A 22,294-nucleotide genomic window follows, 5' to 3' on the forward strand; every position below is an offset into this window, starting at 1 on the left:
TGGATGTGGAATCCTGGATGGGAAATTAAGAGAAAAAGGCAGGACACAGCAGTGCTATCAAAAAAGACATCTGGGAAAAAGACGCAGCCAGCCACGGCAGATGTAGCTGCAATGCCACCTGTTGCTGGAACTGTCGAGGCGCCTGGAGCTGGGATTGCCCGAGGACCCGAAGCTGGACTGCCCCAGACTCCCGCACCCACTGCCACTCGTTTGGTCGAAGCACTAGAGCACAGCGCCCATCTGGTTTCCTATGATTTTGATTCCACACTTCACCGCCCCCAGCACTCCACGTGGGCTGCCTTTAGGGTGCTCAGCATCATTGGACAGCACGGTCCCCTCTCCCCTGCTCATGTGGCACAGCTCAGTGGCATGAGTAATTCTGCACTATCCAATATTCTAAAACCGCTGCTTAAACTAGAATTTGTGGATCAACAAACTGCTGCTACAGATAAACGCTCCAAACTCCTCAGCATTACCCCAACAGGTGCAAACTACCTTGCAGAAATGGCCCCCAAGCAGCAAGAACTTGAAGAACAGTGGGCCAATGAACTTACTCCCATTGAACAAGACCTGCTTATTTCCCTGCTTAATAAGCTGCTGGCTGGATCACGCGCAACGCTGAGCCGCGAAAACCACACTTCCTAAACCGACGGCTTTTAACCCGCGGGTCCTAACCCGCGGGTCCTACCCGGGCACCCTCGGCCTAGCGCCCTAACCCAGCGCCCCATTTTTCAGCGCGCGCCGTGGGTCAGTAAGGGTTAATGTGATCGCATGTCCCAGGAACATTCTGGAATGCTGCGCCGTGCAGTTGACCGTGGCATCGCTAAAATACGCCGAAATCCCCGCGAAGATTTCGCCGAAGAGCTCACCCAAGAGCTTTATGATCACGCTACAAATATCACCTTGCCACTCACCGCTCGTCTAAAACCCAAAGGTTTTTTCCAAGACGATTGGCGGGCTCGTCCCACCAATGCGCGACCCTGGCCAGTGGTGTTAATTCACGGTTCTGGCGCTAGCAAAGGATCCTGGGAAGAAATGGGCGGTGAACTGCGCGCCAAAGGTTGGGCAGTTTTTGCTCCCGATTTTGGACACCGTGCCACTGCCCCCATTGCAGAATCAGCAGCTCAAATCGGCGCCTATATTGACGCCGTCCTCCTTGTCACAGGTGCTGCGCAGGTAGTGCTGGTGGGCCATTCCCAAGGTGGCGTGGTGGCACGTTATTGGATGCGTTCCTACGGCGGATATATGAAGGTGCGGCATATGGTTTCACTTTCAGTACCGAACCACGGCACCCTCATGGGCGGAATCTTGCACCCTTTAACCAAGGTTCGGACCGGTGAAGGAACCATGGAAAGAATCATGCACAGCATGTTCGGTCCAACCGGCTTTGAACAATTACGAGGCCACGACATTATTGAGTTTTTGGCCGAGGGTGGAGATCTTGACCCAGGCGTGACTTATACCTGCGTGGGCACTCATTTTGATCCCTTCATTCAGCCACCGGAGGTGGCATTTTTGGAGGTGACCGAAGACGATGATCCCAACCGTGTTCACAACATTTGGGTAGAGGATGATAATCCGCGCGCCATGATTCGCCACAATGATATGGTGCGAGATCCGCGGGTTATTGAAATTGTGCGCGCCGAGCTGGACCGCGTAGCCCGGCTCGGCTAATCCCCGGCCAGCCCAACTCGGTTACCCGAGCAAACCCGGCCGCCAGAACCAACCGAGCCAACAGCCCTAACCACCTAGCCCACCCCGCGTACTTGGGATAAGTTGGGGCCATGGTTGAAGCCTTTAGCGATCTCCGCAGAGAACTTACAAACGCACTCAGAGCAGTGTGGAAGAACCTCCCCACAGATGATGCGCCCCAGGCAGACTCCCTGTCCGAGGATGTGGTGCGCGAGATCGTCAGCAACTATTACCGCGATCACAAAAATCGCTCCAAACTTAATGAAGACACCACCGGTTCCCTCCCAGTTCTTGCCCGCCTCAAACCTCGCGGGCTTTTTGAGGATGATTGGCGGGCCCGCCCCACTGCTGACCGCCCTTGGCCAGTGGTTTTAGTACATGGAACCGGTACGACTAAAGGTGATTGGCAGGAATTGGGCGCAGAGCTAAGAAAAGATGGATGGGCAGTTTTTGCTCCAGATTTCGGGCAGCGTGCCACCGGCCCGGTGCCGGAATCCGCAGCTCAAATTGGCGCCTATATAGATACAGTCTTGCTGGCAACTGGCGCATCTCAGGTGGTGTTGGTGGGCCATTCACAAGGCGGAGTGCTGCTGCGATATTGGATGCGTGTGCTGGGCAATGCTGACAAGGTAAAACATATGGTCTGCCTGGCAGTTCCCAATCATGGCACCACCATGGGTGGGATTATTAGTCCCCTACTGCGCAGCAATCGTGGGGAAAGCGTGGCCAACTCGGTCGTCCAGAGTTGGTTTGGCAGCGCTGGTTTTGAGATGATCCGTGACAACGAGATCATCAAGGCCATCAATGAGGGTGGCGATCTTGATCCTGGGGTATCTTATCTGTGCATCGCCACTCATTTTGATACGGTCATCCAGCCCCCAGAAACCTGCTTCTTGCAGCCAGATTCCCCAGAAGATGCCAGCCGCATTCGCAATATTTGGGTAGAAAATTTGGACCCAAACTCGGTGGTACTGCACGAAAATATGCCCTATGATTCTCGGGTTCGCGCCCTGGTGCGCGCTGACCTCGCCCGCCTCTGCAAAGCCGAAACCCCGACCGAAACCCCAGCTGAGAACTAAAGCTCCAAAGCGTCCAAAATGTCGTCAAAGGCAGGGGCAACGCGAGTGCGCCATAAAATTTCCACACGGTAGTCGGCCCGCCCGGGGCCACCATTAATCACGGCCACGGGTTTCCCGGCGCGCTGAGCTTCAATAACAATCCGATACCCACTCATGACCGCAAGGGAAGAACCTGCGACGAGCACCGCGGTGGAGGCGTCGAAAAGCGTTTTCATTTTTTCTTTGCGCTCTATAGGCACAGGTTCGCCGAAATAAACTACATCGGGTTTGAGCAGCTGAGAGCCACAATTGACGCAGCCGATCATATTAAACCGATCAACATGAGCCTGATCAAGGGTCACATCGCCGTCGGGATTCACGGCGTCTGGATCAAGCTTGATGGAGGCCACATAACCGGGGTTAGCCTGCTCCAAACGCTCATCAAAAAGGTGGCGGTCTTCTTTATAACCGCAGTTCAGGCACACCACCGTGGCCAAATCTCCATGCAGAGCCACAAGATTTTTGGTGCCTGCCGCCGCGTGCAAACCATCCACATTTTGGGTGACCACACCGCTTAAATATCCATGCTGTTCCAACTCAACCAGGGCATAATGGCTGCGGTTAGGCGCCGCTTGATCCATCAACCGCCACCCCACAAAAGACCGCGCCCAATAGCGGTGCGAGGCCTGCGGATCATGACGAAACTCCTGGTAAGTCATCGGCCGATGCTTGCTCAAACTGCCACCAGGCCCGCGATAATCGGGGATGCCGGAGTCCGTAGACACCCCGGCCCCGGTCAAGGCCAGCACGTTCCCGGCCTTTAAGAGCTTTACGACGCCGGCTAGCGCCTGATCTTTTGGCAGGGGTTTGGTGGTTTCTGAGACAACTCGAGCAATTGATCGCAGTGCAGAGTTATGAGCCTGGGCGATTTGAGGATCGAACACAAAAACAATGCTAGACCATAGTCAAAATGAAGTGCTTTGGGAGAATTTCAAGAGTTTTCTTAATTAATTATGAATGAACTCCCACTGTTAACACTTGTTTACTTTTATAACTCCCGTATTCTTATTGCCTATGAGCATTCTCAACTCCGCTAAGTCCCGTTCCTTCACCCTGACCGCTACCTTCGTTGGAGCTGCCGCTCTAGCTGCACCTGCAACCGCATCCGCTGACGCAATTGATGATGCCCTCGCTGCAATTCCTTCCGGCCAGATCTCCTGCTCCCAGGCAGAAAAGTACTGGACCACCGAAGCTGATTACAACAGCAAGGTTGCCCAGGCTAATGCCCTCGCACTTTTTGATTCCCGTGGCCCTCAGATCAAGGCAGCTCTCGCTCGCGTTGATGAAGCAGCCAACCGCTGTGGCCTCAAGGGTGGCACCACCAACACCGGCAACACTGGTGGAAATACCGGCGGAAATGCTGGCGTCACCAACAACACCCCAGCTCCTGCAGCAGCTGCTCCAGTAGTTTCTCTAGCACCAGCTGGCACCCCTTCCTACACCGTTCAGGTTCCAGGTGTTGGCGGAATTCAGCTTCCTGATCTCTACCAGATCGTCAAGCAGTTCTTGGCTCAGTTTAGTATCCACATCTAAATAACTTGTGGTTTTGGCCTTGTAAGAGTTGGTTTTTCCGGCTTTTACAGGGCCCCTTTTTACTTTGAGGTGACATACTCTAAACATGCGCACGTTTCCTGCTCGACTTTTAGCCCCAGTCCTCCTTGGCACCGCCGTGCTTTCGCTCTCCACAGTTCCTGCATCTCATGCTGCAGTTGGCGCCATGCTTGCCCAGGTTCCCTCGGGTGACATCTCCTGCGATACCGCAGCAGCCTACTGGACCTCTGATGCTGATTATCAAAACAAAGTAGCTCAAGCCCAGGCGCTGGCTGCTTTTGATTCCCGTGGTAATGAAATTTTGGCTGCTCTCGCGCGTGTTGATGCAGCAGCTGAAAGCTGTGGACTTAAAGGAACAGTCGGCAGCGCAGCTACAGAATCTGCCACCGAATCAGGTACTGGAGCCGGTACTGGCACCTCGGACAGCACCGGCACTACCGGAACTGGAGCTGGAGCAGCATCCGGAGCCGGAAGCACCACCGCCACCCCAACCCCCGGCGCGAGCGGTACCGTTGACTCCCCCATTACCGATGCTGCAGCCGTCTTAGGATCCGTGCGTTCAAACACCGGAACCCCGATGAAGACCATTGAAATTCTGGGACAAGGCCAGGTTGAAGTTGCTGACGCAGATGCCATGATGGCTAATTTCCTCCGCCAATTCACCATGATTGTCTAACCTGCCAAGAGCTCCTCGCCCCCATTGTGAAAAACTACCTATCGATCTATAGAATATTAGGGGGCTGGTTTTCCCAGTCTTAAAAATATAGATTTAGCTGAGCAAATGGAGTTCTTGTGCGCATTCTTAACGCCCAAATTAGAAATAACGCCGAGCTGGTAGACATTCAGATTGAGGGTGAAAAGATCACCTCCATCACCCCCTCTTCCCTAAGGGCAGCAGACGATACCCGCGCAGATGATTATGACGCTGTCGGCCGCATTGCCACCCCACAATTTGCCGAGGCCCATATTCACCTCGATTACGCCAACACCGAAGGCGTACCTCGGGTCAATTCCTCCGGCACCCTTTTTGAGGCCATTGGCATTTGGGCAGATCGTAAAGCCCAGGGCTTCCACATCAAGGAAGACATCAAGGCAAAGGCCCTGGCTGCAGCTCGCCGTGCCGCCGAAAATGGAGTGGGATTTATCCGCACCCACGTTGACGTCACCGATCCCACCTTCGCTGGTTTTGAGGCTCTCGCAGAACTACGCGATGAAGTTCGCGAATGGTGCGATATCCAAATTGTCGCCTTCCCTCAAAATGGCATTTATGCCTATGAAGGTGGCGATAAGCTCATGGTTGATGCCATGGCAGCTGGTGCCGATGTTGTTGGTGGCATTCCTCACTTGGAGCCCACCCGCGATGATGGCGTAGCTTCCCTCAAGTGGCTTTTTGATCTGGCTGAAAAGTACTCAAAGCCCATTGACGTGCACACCGATGAAATTGATGATGCCCAATCCCGTTTTGTCGAGGTCATGGCAGCCGAAGCCAATAAGCGTTCCATGGGTGAACACACTGTGGTTTCCCACTCTGTAGCAATGGCATACTACTCACCCGGCTACATGGCGCGCCTGTTGCCTAAGATTGCAGCATCCAAGATCCGCTTTGCGGTTTGCCCCAATGAGAACCTGCACCTCCAAGGCTTGGGCTACAACGGCCCCATCCCCCGCGGCGTAGCTCCGGTAAAACAACTTAGCGAATGGGGCATCCCAGTCAGCTTCTGCCAAGACTCCCTCAATGATCCTTTCTACCCCATGGGCGACGCAGATCCACTACGCATCCTCGACTCCGGACTCCACGTCTCACACATGCTCACCGCCAACCACCTAGATACCCCCTTTGACTTCATCACCACCAACCCCGCCGGCAACCTTGGCCTCGCCGATTATGAAATCGCCGAGAACGCCCCCGCCAACCTCCTCATCATTGACGCCCCCAACGAAAAAACCGCAGTCCAACGCAAGTCCGACGTGCTGCTAAGCATTCACCGCGGCAAAACCATTATTTCCCGCCAGCCAGCACAGGTTAATTGGGGCCTTTAAGGCCCCGCTTTTCGACGCCGCGCTGCTGGTTGGGGCGTCGAAAAGCAATTTAACTATCCAGTGAAAATTTCTGGCAATAATCCCAACACTACCTGCGCGCGTGGAACAGGTTTTCAGAAACTCCACACTTGCCGCTTGGACATGACCTGGCAAAACGATCGATTGAATCTACCGCTTGTAGGCAAGTTCCATAGGGCCTGCAACCACAGATGAGACTGGTATCAACCGATTCTGTTTAATGACCCCAGTCTCGACCGTAATTTATGGTGTAGTGAAAATGCGGGTAGGGCCACCCACCTCGCAAAGGAGGTTCCGAGTCATGTAATGATGTTCCCTTTGCCTCATTATGGCTATTGGCCTTAATGAGAAGTGCATCAAAATTAAGGATTAGGACATGGTGATACAGGGAAAACGTTTCTGAACAACATGTCTCATTAGGGTATACCCCAGAGCAACAGGTGGCACACACCCTAAAACCGCTGTGACTTGCAGCTTCGTTTGGCGGTTCAGTCGACGCCGATGGCAACACCTGGATAGGCCCCCCGGGCGCTCGGGATGGGCTTATTAGAGGCCGAAGGCGCCGCCGCTGACGAGGATGAAGATGCCCAGGCCGATCAGGACGATCGGGAACAGCACGTGCTCCCAGCGCTCAAGGACTTCTGCGATGGGCGGGCGGGTGGCCACGAACTTTGCCAGCAGGACCAGGCCTGCCACCAGGACGAGGAAAACGATGCAGTAGATGATGACGGCGGCAGTGTCCACGTTGAGGAAGACCGGGACGTAGACGCCGATATTGTCGCCACCGTTGGCAAACGTCACACCGGCGACGGTCAGCACACCTACCTTTTTCCCGGCGATCTTCGCATCATCATCGTCGTCATCATCGCTTCGCCAGGCCTGCCAGGCCTGCCAGGCCGCCCATAGTCCCAGGGCCAGGGGAATTAGTCCGAAGTACGGGATCGCCTCAGCAGGTAGGAATGCTCCTGCCCCCAGCGTGACCAGGACTGCGGCCGCGAGGATGCCCATGAAGCCGAGGTACTGACCAGCCAGAATCCGAAGCGTGGTCCCTTTTTGCCCCGCCCCGCGGGCAAAAAACAGCGAGAGCACGATGATATCGTCGATATTGGTGGCGATAAACAGACCAATCGCCGACAGTAGACCGGTTACCACTACGCACTCTCCTGTCCAGTGACACACCCAGGTACGGCGCATCCGGCGTCGATGCATTCGGCGTTGTCATCGACGGCCAGGGTGATATCCAGCAACGCGTTCAACGCCTGCGCCAGATGAGCATCAACGATCTCGTAGCGGGTCTGTCGCCCCTGCGGTTCGGCGACAACAATTCCGCAGTCCCTCAGGCAGGCGAGATGGTTCGACACGTTCGAGCGCGTCAGTTCCAGATCCTGGGCGAGAGTGGCCGGGTAGGCCGGCCCCTTCAGCAGCGCCAGGAGAATGCGGGAACGAGTCGGATCCGCCATGGCCCGACCCAACCGGTTCATCACGTCTAGACGAGAAGCAATAGTCAGCATGTGCTGAACTATACAGCTGTTGCTGAACTAACTTCGACATGGGGTGGCGTCGTTGCCAGAGGTCGTCTGCACTTTCAGGCTGAGGCCTTCACTGCGCAGGAAGGAAGCGGCTGCCTAGTTGGCGGTGTTCCCGACGTGATTTAAAGGTGAGGGCTATTGCCGGCAGCTTCCGGCCCAGACCAGTGGCGGCCCAGACCAGTGGCGGCCCACGTACCGATCAGGGTGTCCCACTTCCTAGGAAGTGGGACACCCTTAATGAAACCAAGTGAAAATGCATAGTCCCAAGAGAAAACTGTTCCATAAGCTATTCCAACGAACTGACTCACGAAACCTGCTGCAGAATAGACTTCCGGTATGCTGTGGGTCATGGATATTGGTTACGCCCGGGTTTCCACCGCGAAACAAGACCTCGACCGTCAGATCGATGCGCTCCGTAAAGAAGGTGTTGCGGATAAATATATTTACGTCGATAAGAAATCCGGATCCACCACCAATCGGCCCGGACTCGAGCAAGCCCTTGAGCAAGCCCGCGCGGGTGATGTCATCGTCGTTCACACCCTCGACCGGCTGGGCCGCACCGTCCGGGACACTCTTAACCTGATCCATGATCTTCAGGAGCGTGAGGTCGGGGTGCGCACCCTGGCCGATCCCATCAAGGTTGATTCCTCGAATCCGAATGATCCGATGGCGCAGTTGGCGGTGGTGATCCTCTCGCTGTTCGGGCAGATGGAACGCACCTACGCCGTCGAGCGTGCAGCCCATGCTCGGGCGGTGGCCGAGGCGAAGGGAAAACGGGTGGGCCGGCCCAGTGTGGTGGACCCGGACAAGCTTCGCTACGCAGCACACTTGCGCAATGAGGGGTACTCGATGAGCAAGATTGTGGAGAAGACCGGCATCACTCGCTCCAGTCTCTACCGGCACCTGCCACCGCGGCCGGTGGAGACCCACACCGCCGCAGACATCCCTGACACCTCAAACCCCAGCCTGCGGTGAGGGTTGGTGAACGGGACTTCTGACATTTGTCGTCTTGTGCACGCGGGTAGTGACCAGATAGTGGTCAGAAGGCGTGTGCATAGCCCTGCTGGCCAGGCAGGGTCTGTGCACACGCCTTCTGACCCTGATAACGATATTTTTTCGATGCGTGTCACGTAAACGATCGTTTGTGTGACACGATTTTGGAAGAATGTCATCCAAGGTCGAAAAATCAAGGATTGTCACTTAACGCGTTATTTAATCTACGTTACGTAGAGGGTAGGCAAAACGGATAGTGTGACAAAAATCCGGGAAACCTTTTTTATGGAAATCTCTTGGTTACCCCCGACTTTCCTTCCGCAACCTCCCGTGAGAGAAGGAGCATGATCCAGCCAACTCGATCTTCCTACTGCCCCAACTTTGCAACAGCACCGAACAGGCCACCAGGGTCACGGCGGTGAGCACCGCGGCAACCGCGATGGCGGCTCTGCGGGGTGTGCTCGGCATGGATTAGATCTCCTTATTCCGGGGCGGTGGGGAAGAAGACGGTGTTCTGGTTGTCCCGGAAGACCACAACACCGAGGAAGGTCATCGTGCTGCCCGGTGGGTGGTCTGCAGCGACTCTGCCCACCTCGGCACTCAACCCTGCTGTGGGGGGTTACTCGTAGCGAAGCGAGCTGACCATCCTGGTTTCCATGTGATAGGCGTTATGGCAGTGAAATGCCCACTCACCGGGGTTGTCAGCGATCAGGTCGGCGATCATGGTTTCACCGTGGCGGAGAAGGACGGTGTCCTTGCGTAGCCCGCCGCTGCCGGGCAGCGCCCACGTGTGGCCGTGGATGTGCATGGGATGGGGCATCATGGTCCTGTTGCGCATAACCATCCGCAGGCGCTGGCCCTCCTGCACGGTCGCGGAGGAGGATTGGCCGTCGGTGAGAATGCTCCATTCATACGGCATCATCTGCCCGCCCAGGTCGATGCTGACTTCTCGGTCTGGTGTGCCCTCGGGCAGGAGTGCACGGTCTGCTGGCTTCAGGGAGGACAGAAGCAGTCCGGTGGACGACAACTCGGGGAAGTCGACATCGGGGCGGGGGGCCTGGCCGCCGGCGGTGCGGATGACGGCGAAGGCGCGGTCGTCCTTACCCACCGCCAAAGCCGTGAGCGGGAAGATGCCGTCGCCGAGGATGACCTCGACGTCGACACGCTCGCCCATCGACAGGTAGATCGATTCGGTCTCCCAGGGCTGGACAGGGAAGCCGTCGGTGTGGGTGACAGTCATGCGGTGACCACCGAGGGCCACCTTGAAGATGGTGTCACCGCCGGAGTTGATAAACCGCAGGCGGGCCTTGTCGCCCGGGCGAGCCTCGAAGGTCCGGTGAGCACGGGGGATACGTCCGTTGATGAGGTAGTGCGGATACATCACATCGCCGACATCCCCGCCCAGTACCCGGTCCGGGGTGCCGTGCATCATCTGGCCGTGACCTCCCATTCCCATCCTCCCGTTATGGTCGCCCGAACCCATTCCGGTGAGCTTGTCGAGCTCATCGTCGGGAGTGCCCTGAATGCCATCGACCCAGTCGTCGAGCACGATGGTCCACTCGACGTCCTGGTCCTCAGCGTCTTGCGGGTCACGGATGATCAGTGGGGCGTGGAGGCCGCGATCAAGCTGCAGGCCGGTGTGGGAATGGTAGAAGTAGGTGCCACCGTGGGGGACTTCAAAAACATAGGAGAAAGACTCGCCAGGTTCAATGGGGTCCTGGGTCATGCCGGGCACACCGTCGGCTGCGTTGTGGAGTGCGATGCCATGCCAGTGGATGGAGGTGCTCTCAGGCAGTTCATTGGTGATATCGACCTGGAGGACGTCGCCGGCGGTGGCCTCAATGGCCGCATCCCCGGTGTCAGAGACGTATCCCCACGTCTTGACTTCGATGCCGCCGATATCCAGGGAGAGGGGCCGGGCGGTCAGTGTCCGGCGCACCGTCGGCTCACCGAGCGCAGTGGGGGTGGGAGTGGGGCGAAGGGAGGGACCTGGTGCCGAGGCAGCGGGTCCAGGGTCGCTGGTGCAGGCGGCCACGGCCCCGGTGCCGGCGAGTACGAGCCCGCCGAGCAGAAACTGTCGCCGGGAAAAACTACTTGTCATGGTTAAACCGTCCTTGGTGCAAGTCTGAGTGACACAGGGGAATGATCAGGGGAAACCCACTGCTGAGGCATCAGGTCAGGCGCAGGTCCGTGACACAGGTGGCCCCGTCCTCGGTGGTGGAGAACTCGGTGACACCGGTGCGCCCCTGATGGGTGATCTCGATGGTGCCGGTGGCATCACCGGGAAGCCAGAAGCCGACAAACCCGTTGTCGAAGGTGGTGGTTTGCTCATCGATCAGGACCTCGCCGGTCGCTTCATCGGTGATCGTGACCTGGATATCCTCATTGTCGAGTTCCCCCAGGCAGGTCGTGAGGCTGTGGTAGAAGCAGTCGTGGGTGGAGGTGATATACGGAGCAACCGAGACATACGTCTGATTGTCGGGAAGATCGACCACGACTTCCTGGTCATCGCTCGACAGCAGCAGTTCATCGGCACGCACGGAGGCGATCAGATCCGTGGGACGCTCAGTGACCTTCTGCCGGTCGAGGTGATCAATGATCTCCACCGCGTCCATGGCGGCCAGGCCATGGGTAGTCAGGAATGTATCCTGGGACACCGTCCCGTCGGCGGTGGGTTCCGGGTCGGCGGCCGAACACCCCGTGAGGGCGAGGGCAAGGGTGGCGGCTGCGATCGCTGCTCGTTTCACGTCAATCTCCTTGGATCGTGGTAAGACCGTGAGAAGACACCGCCTCAAGGTCGATGCCATACCTTTTCTAGCACGGGTGCCTGACGGCCCAGAAATCAAAAACCCTGCTCACAGCCTTATAACAGGGCGAAAAGGGGGTGACTCCGGTGGGCTGGGTCACCACCGGGACACCACCCCACAGCTGTGGGCGATGTCCTTCTACCCGCCCCGGGTATGCGGTGCAGGCAGTGAAATGCCTGGTGGCGCCTGCTGAGCTGACCAGGGGAGGCGATGCCGCCGGCCCGGGGTGGGGCACAGGGGTGACGGCGGTCGAAGGGTGATGTTTGAAGATTTGATGAAGATTTCCCCGCCGGGCACTGAACGAGGGTGGTATTCCCCCCCGGCCGAAGCGATACTGGGGTCTATGGCTGACCGCACACCGACCACCGCCACGCCCCCGGGGCGGGTGCTGGTCGTCGATGATGAACAACCCCTGGCTCAGATGGTGGCCTCCTACCTCATCCGGGCCGGCTTCGACACCCGCCAGGCGCACACCGGCACCCAGGCCGTGGACGAGGCCCGTCACTTTTCCCCCGATGTTGTGGTGCTGGATCTGGGACTGCCCGAACTCGACGGCCTGGAGGTGTGCCGACGGATTCGCACCTTCTCGGACTGCTACATCCTCATGCTCACCGCGCGTGGCAGCGAGGACGACAAGATCAGCGGTTTGACCCTGGGGGCGGATGACTACATCACCAAACCTTTTAGCATCCGGGAACTGGTGACCCGGGTGCATGCGGTGCTGCGCCGCCCGCGCACCAGCACCACCCCACCGCAGGTGACCACCCCCTTGATCGTTGGTGACCTCATCCTTGACCCCGTCGCCCATCAGGTGCGGGTGAGGGAGACGACCGTGGAGCTCACCCGCACGGAGTTCGAGCTGCTGGTTGCCCTGGCCCTGCGCCCCGGCCAGGTGCTGACCCGCCACGACCTGGTCACCGAGGTCTGGGACACCACCTGGGTCGGCGATGAACGCATCGTCGATGTCCACATCGGCAACTTGCGTCGCAAGCTCGGCACCGACACCCGGGGCCGGGGGTTTATCGACACCGTGCGTGGCGTGGGCTACCGGGTGGGGCAGCCATGAATCACAGACCCGGCCTGACCTTCCGCTTCCTGGCCGCCCAGGTGTTGGTCGTGGTGATTAGCCTGCTGGTGGCCGCGGCCGTGGCCACGATGGTGGGCCCGACCCTGTTCCATGATCATATGTTGATGACCGGCCGGGAGGACCCCTCGCTGGAGCTGTTCCATGCCGAGCAGGCCTACCGGGACGCCAACCTGATCACCCTGGCCGTCGCCCTGCCCACCGCCTTGATCAGCGCCCTGCTGGCCAGCCTGTGGTTATCGCGTCGCCTGCGCACCCCCCTGCAGGATCTCACCCGCGCCGCTACCAGCCTGACGGCCGGCAACTACCGTATCCGCGTGCCCGCCGGAGAAGCAGGCCCCGAGGTCACCACCCTGGCGCATGCCTTCAACACCATGGCCGACCGGCTGGAACACACCGAACAGGTCCGCCGCCAGATGCTCTCTGATCTGGCCCACGAAATGGGCACCCCCTTATCGGTGCTCACGGTCTACCTCGATGGTCTCCAGGACGGGGTCGTGGACTGGAATAATGCCACCCACACGATCATGGCTGACCAACTCACCCGCCTGACCCGGTTGATGGAAGACATCGACGATGTCTCCCGGGCCCAGGAACACCGGATCGATTTGGACCTGGCGGAGGAAGGGCTCGGGGATCTGCTCCATACCGCCGCTGCTGCCGCGGGGGAAGCTTATGCTGATAAAGGCGTCGATTTACAGGTCGAGACCATTACGGACACCGCCCGGGTGCTCGTGGACCGGCAACGCTTCGGCCAGGTGATGAGCAATCTCCTGTCGAACGCGCTACGGCACACCCCGGCCGGCGGGCAGGTCCGGATCAGCGTCCACCGACAGGGGGCGTCCACCGCGCTCATCCACGTCGCCGATGACGGCGAGGGCATCCCACCTGGCCAGCTCGGACACATCTTCGAACGCTTCTACCGGGGGGATGCCGCCCGCAGCCGGGACAACGGCGGGGCCGGTATCGGTCTGACCATCTCCAAGGCATTGATCGAGGCCCACGGCGGCACTCTCACCGCCACCTCTCCTGGCCCCGGTGCCGGATCGGTCTTCACCATCCGTCTTCCCCTGCACCAGGAAAACGTGTCCCTGATGCTCAGTGACCCCACTCCCGGGGACAATAATTCTGATGACCTCGGCAGCAATCCGTATCAACCCCTTGACAATACCCCATAGGGGTATATTGTGGGAGGGGAAACCCCGCCTGATCCCCCCGATCCCACAGGAGCGATCCGATGACCACCCCGACTTCCCCCTTGCTGCCGCTGGCCTCCGACGGTTGTGGATGCTGCGCGCCCTCTACACCGTCCGCGACCGTCTCCGCCCCGGCCGTGGCCGCGGCAACCGACGCAACACCTGAAGGTCCCACCACCTACCAGGTCACAGGCATGACCTGCGGACACTGCGCCGGCAACGTCACCGAGGCGGTGAGCGCTCTGCCCCAGGTCGACGACGTCCAGGTCGACCTCATCGCCGGTGGGGTCTCCATCGTCACGGTCACGGGTTCCGTGCCCCTGGAAACCGTCCACCGGGCGATTGAGGAAACCGGCTACACCGTCTTGTCCTGATCGATTCGCCCATCATCTCGACCCCGACCGGGTTGAGCGGAAGGAACCTCATGAGCACTCCCCACCACCACGGTGATCACCCCGCTCCGGAAACAGACCACACCCACCACCCGAATCATGCCGGTCACGAGCACCATGCGGATGCCGCCACCCACGGCCAGGCCATGCCGCACGATCATCCGCATTCCACTGTCGATGAAGAACACCAGGTCCACAGTCACGGTGAACACGCCGGCCACAGCGCCGCGATGTTCCGGGACCGCTTCTGGTGGTCGCTGATCCTGTCGGTTCCGGTGGTGTTCTTCAGCCCGATGTTCGCCGACCTGCTGGGATATAATATTCCGGAGATTCCGGGAGCTTACTGGATTCCTCCGGTCCTGGGCACGATCATCTTCCTCTACGGCGGCACCCCCTTCCTCAAAGGCGCAATGACCGAGCTGAAATCCCGCCAACCGGGCATGATGCTCCTGATCGCCATGGCGATCACCGTGGCGTTTATCGCCTCCTGGGTCACCACCCTGGGGCTGGGCGGGTTCCACCTGGATTTCTGGTGGGAACTGGCCCTGCTGGTGACCATCATGCTGCTAGGCCACTGGCTGGAGATGCGCGCTCTTGGTGCAGCCTCCTCCGCGCTTGACGCGCTGGCAGCGCTCCTGCCCGATGAGGCCGAGAAGGTCGTCGACGGGACCACCCGCACCGTAGCGATCTCAGAGCTGGCCGTCGACGATGTCGTGCTGGTCCGAGCCGGTGCCCGCGTCCCGGCCGACGGGACCATCATCGACGGAGCGGCCGAATTCGATGAGGCCATGATCACCGGCGAATCCCGACCCGTCTACCGGGATACCGGTGAGACCGTGGTGGCCGGCACCGTGGCCACCGACAACACCGTCCGTATCCGGGTGGAGGCCACCGGCGGGGACACCGCCCTGGCAGGCATCCAGCGCATGGTCGCCGATGCCCAGGCCTCCTCCTCCCGGGCCCAGGCCCTGGCCGATCGAGCCGCAGCCTTCCTGTTCTGGTTCGCCCTGATCGTGGCCCTGATCACCGCGGTGGTCTGGACCATCATCGGCAGCCCCGACGATGCGGTAGTCCGCGCGGTGACCGTGCTGATCATCGCCTGCCCGCACGCCCTGGGCCTGGCCATCCCGCTGGTCATCGCGATCTCCTCCGAGCGGGCCGCGAAATCCGGGGTGCTCATCAAGGACCGCATGGCACTCGAGCACATGCGCACCATCGACGTGGTCTTGTTTGATAAGACCGGCACCCTGACCGAAGGCGCACACGCCGTCACCGGCGTGGCTCCGGCCACGGGTATCGCCGAGGGTGAGCTGCTGGCCCTGGCCGCCGCCGCTGAGGCCGATAGTGAGCACCCCGTGGCCCGCGCGATCGTGACTGCCGCGGCCGCACACCCGGAGGCCTCGCAGCGTCAGCTGCGCGCAACCGGTTTCACCGCCGCCTCCGGCCGCGGGATCCGGGCCACTGTCGACGGTGCCGAAATCCTCGTGGGCGGGCCGAACATGCTACGCGAGTTCAATCTGACCACCCCGGGTGAGCTCGCCGACATCACCGGTTCCTGGGCACAGCGAGGTGCCGGAGTGCTCCATGTCGTCCGCGACGGTGAGATCATCGGTGCGGTGGCAGTGGAGGACAAGATCCGCCCCGAATCCCGCGCGGCGGTACGCGCCCTGCAGGCCCGCGGGGTGAAGGTGGCGATGATCACCGGTGACGCCACCCAGGTCGCCCAGGCAGTGGGCAAGGATCTGGGGATCGATGAGGTCTTCGCCGAGGTTCTGCCGCAGGACAAGGACACCAAGGTCACCCAGCTGCAGGAGCGCGGTCTGAGCGTGGCCATGGTCGGCGACGGTGTCAATGACGCCCCGGCCCTGGCCCGGGCCGAGGTCGGTATTGCGATTGGCGCGGGTACAGATGTGGCGATGGAGTCCGCCGGGGTGGTCCTGGCCAGTGATGATCCCCGGGCCGTGCTGTCGATGATCGAGCTCTCCCATGCCAGCTACCGCAAGATGGTCCAGAACCTGGTCTGGGCGACCGGGTACAACATCGTGGCCGTTCCGCTGGCCGCCGGTGTGCTCGCCCCTATCGGTGTGCTGCTTCCCCCGGCGGCCGCCGCCATCTTGATGTCCCTGTCCACGATCATCGTCGCCCTCAACGCCCAGCTGCTACGCCGGATCGACCTGGACCCGGCTCACCTGGCTCCGACCGACGGGAAGGAGGAGAAGGCTGCTGTGAGCTCTGCAGCCCCCGTCCGCTGACTTTCAATCCTTCATCGACTCCCCCCATACACAACCTCCGAAAAGGAACCCCCATGAAGCGCACCATCACCATCGCCGCTCTCGCCTTGACCTCCACCCTGGTTTTGTCCGCCTGCGCAGATAACACTGAGGGAGAAAACACCGACACCACGACCATCGCCACTACGTCCGCCCCCGACACCACCGAAACGACCGGGGCCACCACGGATCCTGAGACAGAGACGGGGGCGGCCGGAGAGGTCTCCACCGAGCACAATGACGCGGACATCATGTTCGCGCAGATGATGATCCCGCATCACCAACAGGCCGTGGAGATGAGTGAAATCCTCCTGGCCAAGGACAATACCCCGGCCGAGGTCATCGAGTTCGCCCAGGGTGTTATCGATGCCCAGGGCCCGGAGATCGACCGGATGAATACCATGCTCGAGACCTGGGAAGAAGATCCGGTCACCGGTGATATGGGTGAGATGGACCATGGCGGGATGAGTGGAATGATGAGCGAGGAGGACATGACAGCCCTCGAGGACGCCCAGGGCACCGAGGCTGCCCGGCTCTACCTTGAGCAGATGACCGCCCACCATGAGGGCGCGGTCGATATGGCCCGCGATGAGGTCACTGATGGCCAGAACCCGCAGGCCATCGCTCTGGCTGAGCAGGTCATTGAAGATCAGGAGGCCGAGATCGCCGAGATGGAGCAGATGCTCAACGAGCTCTGAACAAGGACATTCCCCGACCACCCCAGATGAGAAACACGACCATACGACCATCGGGCCAAACCAGGATTTCCGGGAAGGACAATCAGCATGCCGAATAAAATCAAGGTTGCAGTAAACGGGTACGGTGTCATCGGTAAACGTGTAGCCGACGCGGTGAGAGCCCAGGAGGACATGGAACTCCTCGGGGTCAGCGACGTCACCACCGATTACCGATGACACCGTACCCGGATATAGGTCTCATCCACCCGCCAGGAACTGGCCTGCCAGTCAGGTACCTGCCGGTACCACCGAGTGTGCTTGTCCAGCTCAGGGGCGTATTTCTGGACCCAGCGGTGAGAATCGTGGTGTGATCGACCGGCACGCCCTGCTGAAGTCATCATTTCCTCCAGATCGCGGTAGCTCACCCCGTAGCGGCAGTACCACCGCACTGCCCACAGAATGATGTCACGGGGGAAATGACGACCGGAGAAGGTACCCATGGCTGTGATTATTTCACGTCGCTCTTCCTACTGCCCCAACTTTGCAACAGCACCGGATGAAGCGCCGTCAGCGAGCTCCTCGAAGTACAGGCGCACCGCCCGCTGACGGGTCTCCTGGTCGTAGGGGCTGATAGCCATGATGTTCCTCCTGCATTACATCATGCCCTCTCACCAACCCAGGCCGGTTTAGCCGTCGTTCGTGACGGTGCTGGTGGATTTGACCCCACTGGTGGACGGCCGTGGGCCCGCCCGACTGCTGGACATGCGCCCGGGACGCAGCGCAGAAGTCCTACGGACCTGGCTCAATCAGTGCACCCCAGGATTCCGGACCAACGTGAAGGTGGTGACCATGGACGGCTTCGCCGGCTACGCCCCCGCGGTGGACGAGGCACTACCTGCCACCACCAAAGTGATGGACCCCTTCCACGTCGTGCACCTGGCTGCGGACAAACTCACCGGCTATCGGCAACGACTCCAGCGAGAGACCGCCGGGCGTCGGGGACGCAAGGACGATCCATTGTACAAATACCGTCGCACCCTATTGACCAGGACGAACTACCTCACGGTCCGGCAGAAGCAACGACTGGACCTGTTGTGGGCCACCGACGATGAGTACGTTGCTCTGGAGGTGACCTGGATGTTCTACCAGGACATGATTCAGGCGTACGGGCATCCGAAGAAATCAGAGGGGAAGAAGCTGATGGAACGAAGCATTAACACCCTGCACAAGGGGCTGCCCGCAGGGCTGGAGGAGCTCGCCCAGCTGGGTCGGACGCTGTGGCGCCGGCGTGAGAACGTGCTCGCCTACTTCGACATCGGCGCATCCAACGGCCCCGTGGAAGCGATCAACGGCAGACTCGAGCACCTGCGTGGTATCGCTCTGGGCTTCAGGAACCTGGACAACTACATCTTGCGGTGCCTGATTCACTCCGGACAGCTGCAAAACCGGATCAACGCACTCTAGATCGTGAAGAGCCGATAATCCCACCGACTCCCGGGCCACCTGCAGGCGGATACCGAAGGCATACAACACATCCTGATCAGTAAGCATCCTCCTCACCCTCCTCCACGAACCCGACAATATCAATAGATCACATCTAGGAAATTATGGTGGCCCGGACCCGGGCCGTCTTCCTCCGGCGCCGACCACCGGGTGGGTTCTACTCCGACGGCCCCAGCGCGGGGATGGAAGGGCATGTCGGCACCGTGTTGCTGTGAGAACACTGAAGGAAGGCCGTCAACTGACAACCAACTATGTCTCTGATCACACACGCGGCCGGATGACTCGCTAGACTGGGGCAGGTCCGTATTCAGGTGGCGATTAGGATCTTGCTTTCGTGGCAGGTTCTGATCGCCCAGCCTGACAATCGAGAACACCCAAGGAGCATATCATGGTCAACCGCAACATCCAGGAGCTTGCCAACGCCACCGCTTACGACAGCAACGGGGACAAGCTCGGTTCCGTCAAGCAGGTCTACATCAACGACGCCACCGGCCAGCCCGATTTCGTTGAGGTCGGCCACGGTCTGTTCGGCATGAGCTCCAGCCTGGTGCCGCTGCGCGGCCACCAGCTCACCGGTGACGAGCTGCGCCTGGGGTTCACCAAGGACCGCATCGCCGATGCCCCGGATTTTGATTCCGAGGCCCACCTCTCCGACGAAGACCAGGCGGTCATCTACCGTCACTACGGCCTGGAGAGCACCGACAACCTGGAAACCTACGACGCCGACTACGACCGTGACCGCGCTGATCTGGCCGGCGGAGTAGATGTGGAGCGTAAGCACGAGCGTGTCGACACCGGTGTAGACACCACGGACGCTGATTCGATGACGCTGTCGGAGGAGAGGGTCAACGTCGACAAGCAGCGCGTGGAGACCGGCCAGGTGCGTCTGCGCAAGTATGTCGTCCACGACACCGAAACCGTCGAGGTCCCCGTCCAGCGCGAAGAAGTCCGCATCGAACGCACCCCCATCGACGCCGATGATGCGCACGCTGTGCGCGGCGGCGATCTCACCGAAGACGAGGCATCGATCACCCTGTCCGAGGAGCGGGTGAGCGTGACCAAGGAAACCGTCCCGGTCGAGGAGGTCAGCCTGCACAAGGAGACCGTCCGGGAGACCGAAACCGTCCGCGAGGACGTCGCCCGTGAGGAACTCGAGATCGACGGCGACCGCGAGATCACCGGCGACATCGACGAGGATCCCACCCTGCGCCGCTAAGCACCGCGCCCTGCTTTTGTCCAGGCCCTGCCCGACCCCGTGTGGTCGGTCAGGGCCTGACTGCATCCCCGCCTCACCCCTGCCACCCCCCGACATATTCACTCACCGTTATGTGACTGATGAGAGGATCTTCCTTCATGGCTGTCCAGGAAAACATCGACGACACATTGGACGCGGTTGACGCCCCCGCCCCCGACAGTGACACAAAACCCGATTCTCCGCCGAAGCTCACCTCCGCCAGCTGGAAATACGCCGTGAAGAGGTCCGGGCAGGAGTTCCTCGCCGACGGCGGCACGGACCTGGCGGCCATGCTCACCTACTTCACCGTGCTGTCCCTGGCACCGTCGATGCTTGCGGTGTTCTCCCTGCTGTCCCTGGTGCTGGCCAGCAACGCGGGCGCAGTGACCACCCTGGCCGAGGACTTCACCACCACCTACGTACCCACCGACTACCAGGACCTGGTCATCGATCTGATCGACACCATCACCGTCTCCACCACCGGCGGCATTGTTGCCCTGATCATCGGTGTCGCCACCGCCCTGTGGTCAGCCTCTGCGTACGTGAAAGCGTTCTCCCGCAGCACCAACACCATCTACGAGCGTGCTGAGGGCCGCGGGCTGATCACACTGACCGGCACCATGCTGGCAACCACCCTTGTCCTGCTGCTGGGGATCGTGCTCATCCTCATCTGCCTCGTGCTCAACGAGACCGTGGTCTCCGGGCTGCTCGGCCCCGTCGCGGCATCTTTCGGCCTGGGCGGAGTCCTCGACTTCCTCATGGGCACCTTCCTGCCCGTCTGGGCGTGGGTGAAATGGCCGGTGATCCTGGTCCTGCTCGTCCTCCTCATCGCCGTGCTCTACTACTTCACCCCGAACGTCCGGCAGCCGAAGTTCCGGTGGGTCAGCCTGGGCTCGATCGTCGCGATCATCGGCATCGCCGCAGCCTCGGGCCTGCTCTACCTGTACTTCTCGTACCTGGGCGGGTACAGCTCCTACGGCACGATCGGCGGTGTCATGGCCCTGCTGTTTACCCTGTGGGTGTTCAACATCGTCCTGCTGCTGGGCGTGGAGATCGACGCCGAGGTTGAACGCGCCCGCCAGCTGCAGGGCGATATTGCGGCAGAAGACAACATCCAGCTCCCCCCGCGCGACACCGCCAAGGTGGAAAAACAGCAGAAGATACGCGAACGGCTCGAATCCCAGGGCCGGGAACTGCGCGCCACCCACAATCAGGACTCCCACGCTGCCACCTCGGAAAAAGCCGATGACCCCCAGGACCATGATGCGCCAGTCCCCGACGACAGGGGTTCTTCGGGCAGTACCGCCCACCGGCCGTAGTCCTCTTGTTCCCCCCCTCTTTATCCGGGTCCCTGCCTTCCTCTTGGCCTTGTCCACCCCGCCAGGTAACCGGCGGGCCACCAACCGTGCCGCCGACCCAGGGTGGGCAGATGATCCTGACCGCCTCGCCGCGTCGGTGCACCACTGAGACACCTCCATCACCTCCAGGGTGTGTGTCAGCCTAGCGAGGGCAACCAGCCGGGAACCGCAAGGTGGTGCCCCCGGGACTGTCCCTGTGACCTGGGCATCGAGTTACGGGAGGAGCCGGGTATGATGAATAGGTTGTATTCACTGTCGGTTATAGGTTGGCCGACCTTATGTCAGGAGGCTGTCATGCCGGATCATTTATCCCCGGCCGGTGCCCGGAAAACTTTTACCCGGTTTACCACCGCCACCGCTGATTACCTCGGCAAACCCGGGGTGTTTATCGTGGCGGTCATCGCCATCGTGCTGTGGGCTGCCAGCGGGCCGGTCCTGGGGTTTTCTGATACCTGGCAGCTGATCATCAACACCGGCACCACCCTGGTGACCTTCCTGATGGTGTTTATCATCCAAAACACCCAGAACCGTGACAGCGCGGCGATACACCTCAAGCTAGACATCCTCATGCGTGAGCACAACATCACCGACTCGGTGGTCTATGACGCGGAAAACCGCGGAGAAGCCGAACTCGAGGCACTCAATGAACAGATCACCCCACCCCAGGACAACTCTTCCCAGCGCAGGCGGTGACACCCAGGCCGTGGACTCAGAAAGTGAAAGAATCGGTGCTGTTGCAAAATTGGGGCAGTAGGAAGCCCTGCGTGAAATAATCACAACCATGGGCATCTTCTCCGGTCGTCATTTCCCCCGTGACATCATCCTGTGGGCA

General features: G+C 60.1%; 21 protein-coding genes and 3 pseudogenes. 18 read left to right on the forward strand and 6 right to left on the reverse strand.

Features of this window, described 5'->3' with window-relative positions; translation table 11 throughout:
• Positions 1-51 precede the first annotated feature (51 nt).
• The 3 genes from SFC07_RS05610 to SFC07_RS05620 all read left to right on the forward strand — a co-directional run bounded on the left by SFC07_RS05610 (position 52) and on the right by SFC07_RS05620 (position 2,771).
• Positions 52-645, forward strand: coding sequence for a MarR family winged helix-turn-helix transcriptional regulator (locus SFC07_RS05610; protein WP_411207247.1), 594 nt, complete (start codon positions 52-54; stop codon positions 643-645).
• 126 nt (positions 646-771) lie between these two features.
• A complete protein-coding gene (locus SFC07_RS05615; protein WP_411207248.1) occupies positions 772-1,674 on the forward strand; it encodes an esterase/lipase family protein in 903 nt (300 codons plus the stop codon).
• Between the two features lie 110 nt (positions 1,675-1,784).
• Positions 1,785-2,771 (forward strand): esterase/lipase family protein, encoded by a 987-nt coding sequence (locus SFC07_RS05620; RefSeq protein WP_411207249.1) that lies wholly within the window; start codon positions 1,785-1,787, stop codon positions 2,769-2,771.
• Here the strand turns inward: SFC07_RS05620 and SFC07_RS05625 are convergent.
• A complete protein-coding gene (locus tag SFC07_RS05625; protein WP_411207250.1) occupies positions 2,768-3,694 on the reverse strand; it encodes a Sir2 family NAD-dependent protein deacetylase in 927 nt (308 codons plus the stop codon). The genes SFC07_RS05620 and SFC07_RS05625 overlap by 4 nt on opposite strands.
• A 130-nt stretch (positions 3,695-3,824) precedes the next feature.
• Here SFC07_RS05625 and SFC07_RS05630 point away from each other — a divergent pair, with 130 nt between their 5' ends.
• From SFC07_RS05630 to SFC07_RS05640, 3 genes are all read left to right on the forward strand, one after another.
• Positions 3,825-4,343 (forward strand): hypothetical protein, encoded by a 519-nt coding sequence (locus SFC07_RS05630; protein WP_411207251.1) that lies wholly within the window; start codon positions 3,825-3,827, stop codon positions 4,341-4,343.
• 85 nt (positions 4,344-4,428) lie between these two features.
• A complete protein-coding gene (locus SFC07_RS05635; RefSeq protein ID WP_411207252.1) occupies positions 4,429-5,037 on the forward strand; it encodes a hypothetical protein in 609 nt (202 codons plus the stop codon).
• Positions 5,038-5,153: 116 nt separating this feature from the next.
• On the forward strand, positions 5,154-6,401 hold the full coding sequence (locus SFC07_RS05640) for an amidohydrolase family protein (RefSeq protein ID WP_411207253.1): 1,248 nt from the start codon (positions 5,154-5,156) through the stop codon (positions 6,399-6,401).
• Positions 6,402-6,965: 564 nt separating this feature from the next.
• Here the strand turns inward: SFC07_RS05640 and SFC07_RS05645 are convergent.
• Both SFC07_RS05645 and SFC07_RS05650 read right to left on the reverse strand, forming a co-directional pair.
• Positions 6,966-7,571: a cadmium resistance transporter gene (locus SFC07_RS05645; protein WP_411207254.1), complete on the reverse strand. Its 606-nt coding sequence runs from the start codon at positions 7,569-7,571 to the stop codon at positions 6,966-6,968.
• Positions 7,571-7,930 carry an ArsR/SmtB family transcription factor gene (locus tag SFC07_RS05650; RefSeq protein ID WP_411207255.1) on the reverse strand — a complete coding sequence of 120 codons (360 nt, stop codon included), beginning with the start codon at positions 7,928-7,930 and terminating at the stop codon, positions 7,571-7,573. The genes SFC07_RS05645 and SFC07_RS05650 overlap by 1 nt, the downstream gene beginning before the upstream one ends.
• Between SFC07_RS05650 and SFC07_RS05655 the strand changes: the two genes are divergently transcribed.
• Positions 7,931-8,074, forward strand: a complete 144-nt coding sequence (locus tag SFC07_RS05655; protein ID WP_155268199.1) for a hypothetical protein — start codon at positions 7,931-7,933, stop codon at positions 8,072-8,074.
• 222 nt (positions 8,075-8,296) lie between these two features.
• Positions 8,297-8,923, forward strand: coding sequence for a recombinase family protein (locus tag SFC07_RS05660; RefSeq protein ID WP_411207256.1), 627 nt, complete (start codon positions 8,297-8,299; stop codon positions 8,921-8,923).
• Between the two features lie 637 nt (positions 8,924-9,560).
• Here SFC07_RS05660 and SFC07_RS05665 read toward each other — a convergent pair.
• Positions 9,561-11,042, reverse strand: coding sequence for a multicopper oxidase domain-containing protein (locus SFC07_RS05665; RefSeq protein ID WP_411207257.1), 1,482 nt, complete (start codon positions 11,040-11,042; stop codon positions 9,561-9,563).
• A gap of 70 nt (positions 11,043-11,112) precedes the next feature.
• Positions 11,113-11,688 (reverse strand): CueP family metal-binding protein, encoded by a 576-nt coding sequence (locus SFC07_RS05670; RefSeq protein WP_411207258.1) that lies wholly within the window; start codon positions 11,686-11,688, stop codon positions 11,113-11,115.
• A 403-nt stretch (positions 11,689-12,091) separates the two neighbouring features.
• Here SFC07_RS05670 and SFC07_RS05675 point away from each other — a divergent pair, with 403 nt between their 5' ends.
• The 6 genes and pseudogenes from SFC07_RS05675 to SFC07_RS05700 form a co-directional block, all read left to right on the forward strand.
• Positions 12,092-12,814 carry a response regulator transcription factor gene (locus tag SFC07_RS05675; RefSeq protein WP_411207259.1) on the forward strand — a complete coding sequence of 241 codons (723 nt, stop codon included), beginning with the start codon at positions 12,092-12,094 and terminating at the stop codon, positions 12,812-12,814.
• The gene (locus tag SFC07_RS05680; protein ID WP_411207260.1) at positions 12,811-14,010 is read left to right on the forward strand and encodes a sensor histidine kinase; all 1,200 of its coding nucleotides are present in this window, start codon (positions 12,811-12,813) and stop codon (positions 14,008-14,010) included. Before SFC07_RS05675 ends, SFC07_RS05680 begins: the two co-directional genes overlap by 4 nt.
• A 59-nt stretch (positions 14,011-14,069) precedes the next feature.
• Positions 14,070-14,402, forward strand: coding sequence for a heavy-metal-associated domain-containing protein (locus SFC07_RS05685; protein ID WP_006284595.1), 333 nt, complete (start codon positions 14,070-14,072; stop codon positions 14,400-14,402).
• A gap of 50 nt (positions 14,403-14,452) precedes the next feature.
• Entirely contained in the window at positions 14,453-16,672 is a 2,220-nt protein-coding gene (locus SFC07_RS05690) for a copper-translocating P-type ATPase (RefSeq protein ID WP_411207261.1), read from the forward strand.
• A gap of 53 nt (positions 16,673-16,725) precedes the next feature.
• A complete protein-coding gene (locus tag SFC07_RS05695) occupies positions 16,726-17,388 on the forward strand; it encodes a DUF305 domain-containing protein (RefSeq protein ID WP_411207262.1) in 663 nt (220 codons plus the stop codon).
• A gap of 87 nt (positions 17,389-17,475) precedes the next feature.
• A pseudogene (locus SFC07_RS05700) lies at positions 17,476-17,601 on the forward strand (type II glyceraldehyde-3-phosphate dehydrogenase); the annotation flags it as partial.
• 8 nt (positions 17,602-17,609) lie between these two features.
• Here the strand turns inward: SFC07_RS05700 and SFC07_RS05705 are convergent.
• Positions 17,610-17,867, reverse strand: a pseudogene (locus SFC07_RS05705) (IS6 family transposase); the annotation flags it as partial.
• A 196-nt stretch (positions 17,868-18,063) separates the two neighbouring features.
• On the opposite strand from SFC07_RS05705, the pseudogene SFC07_RS05710 reads away from it, so the two are divergent.
• From SFC07_RS05710 to SFC07_RS05725, 4 genes and pseudogenes are all read left to right on the forward strand, one after another.
• Positions 18,064-18,831 (forward strand): annotated as a pseudogene (locus tag SFC07_RS05710) (ISL3 family transposase); the annotation flags it as partial.
• A 427-nt stretch (positions 18,832-19,258) separates the two neighbouring features.
• Positions 19,259-20,086 (forward strand): DUF2382 domain-containing protein, encoded by an 828-nt coding sequence (locus tag SFC07_RS05715; RefSeq protein ID WP_411207263.1) that lies wholly within the window; start codon positions 19,259-19,261, stop codon positions 20,084-20,086.
• 137 nt (positions 20,087-20,223) lie between these two features.
• Entirely contained in the window at positions 20,224-21,423 is a 1,200-nt protein-coding gene (locus SFC07_RS05720) for a YihY/virulence factor BrkB family protein (RefSeq protein WP_411207264.1), read from the forward strand.
• 333 nt (positions 21,424-21,756) lie between these two features.
• The gene (locus tag SFC07_RS05725; RefSeq protein WP_411207265.1) at positions 21,757-22,155 is read left to right on the forward strand and encodes a low affinity iron permease family protein; all 399 of its coding nucleotides are present in this window, start codon (positions 21,757-21,759) and stop codon (positions 22,153-22,155) included.
• The last annotated feature ends 139 nt before the right edge of the window (positions 22,156-22,294 follow it).

It is taken from the genome of Corynebacterium callunae, from assembly GCF_046592015.1.
GTDB lineage: Bacteria > Actinomycetota > Actinomycetes > Mycobacteriales > Mycobacteriaceae > Corynebacterium > Corynebacterium callunae_A.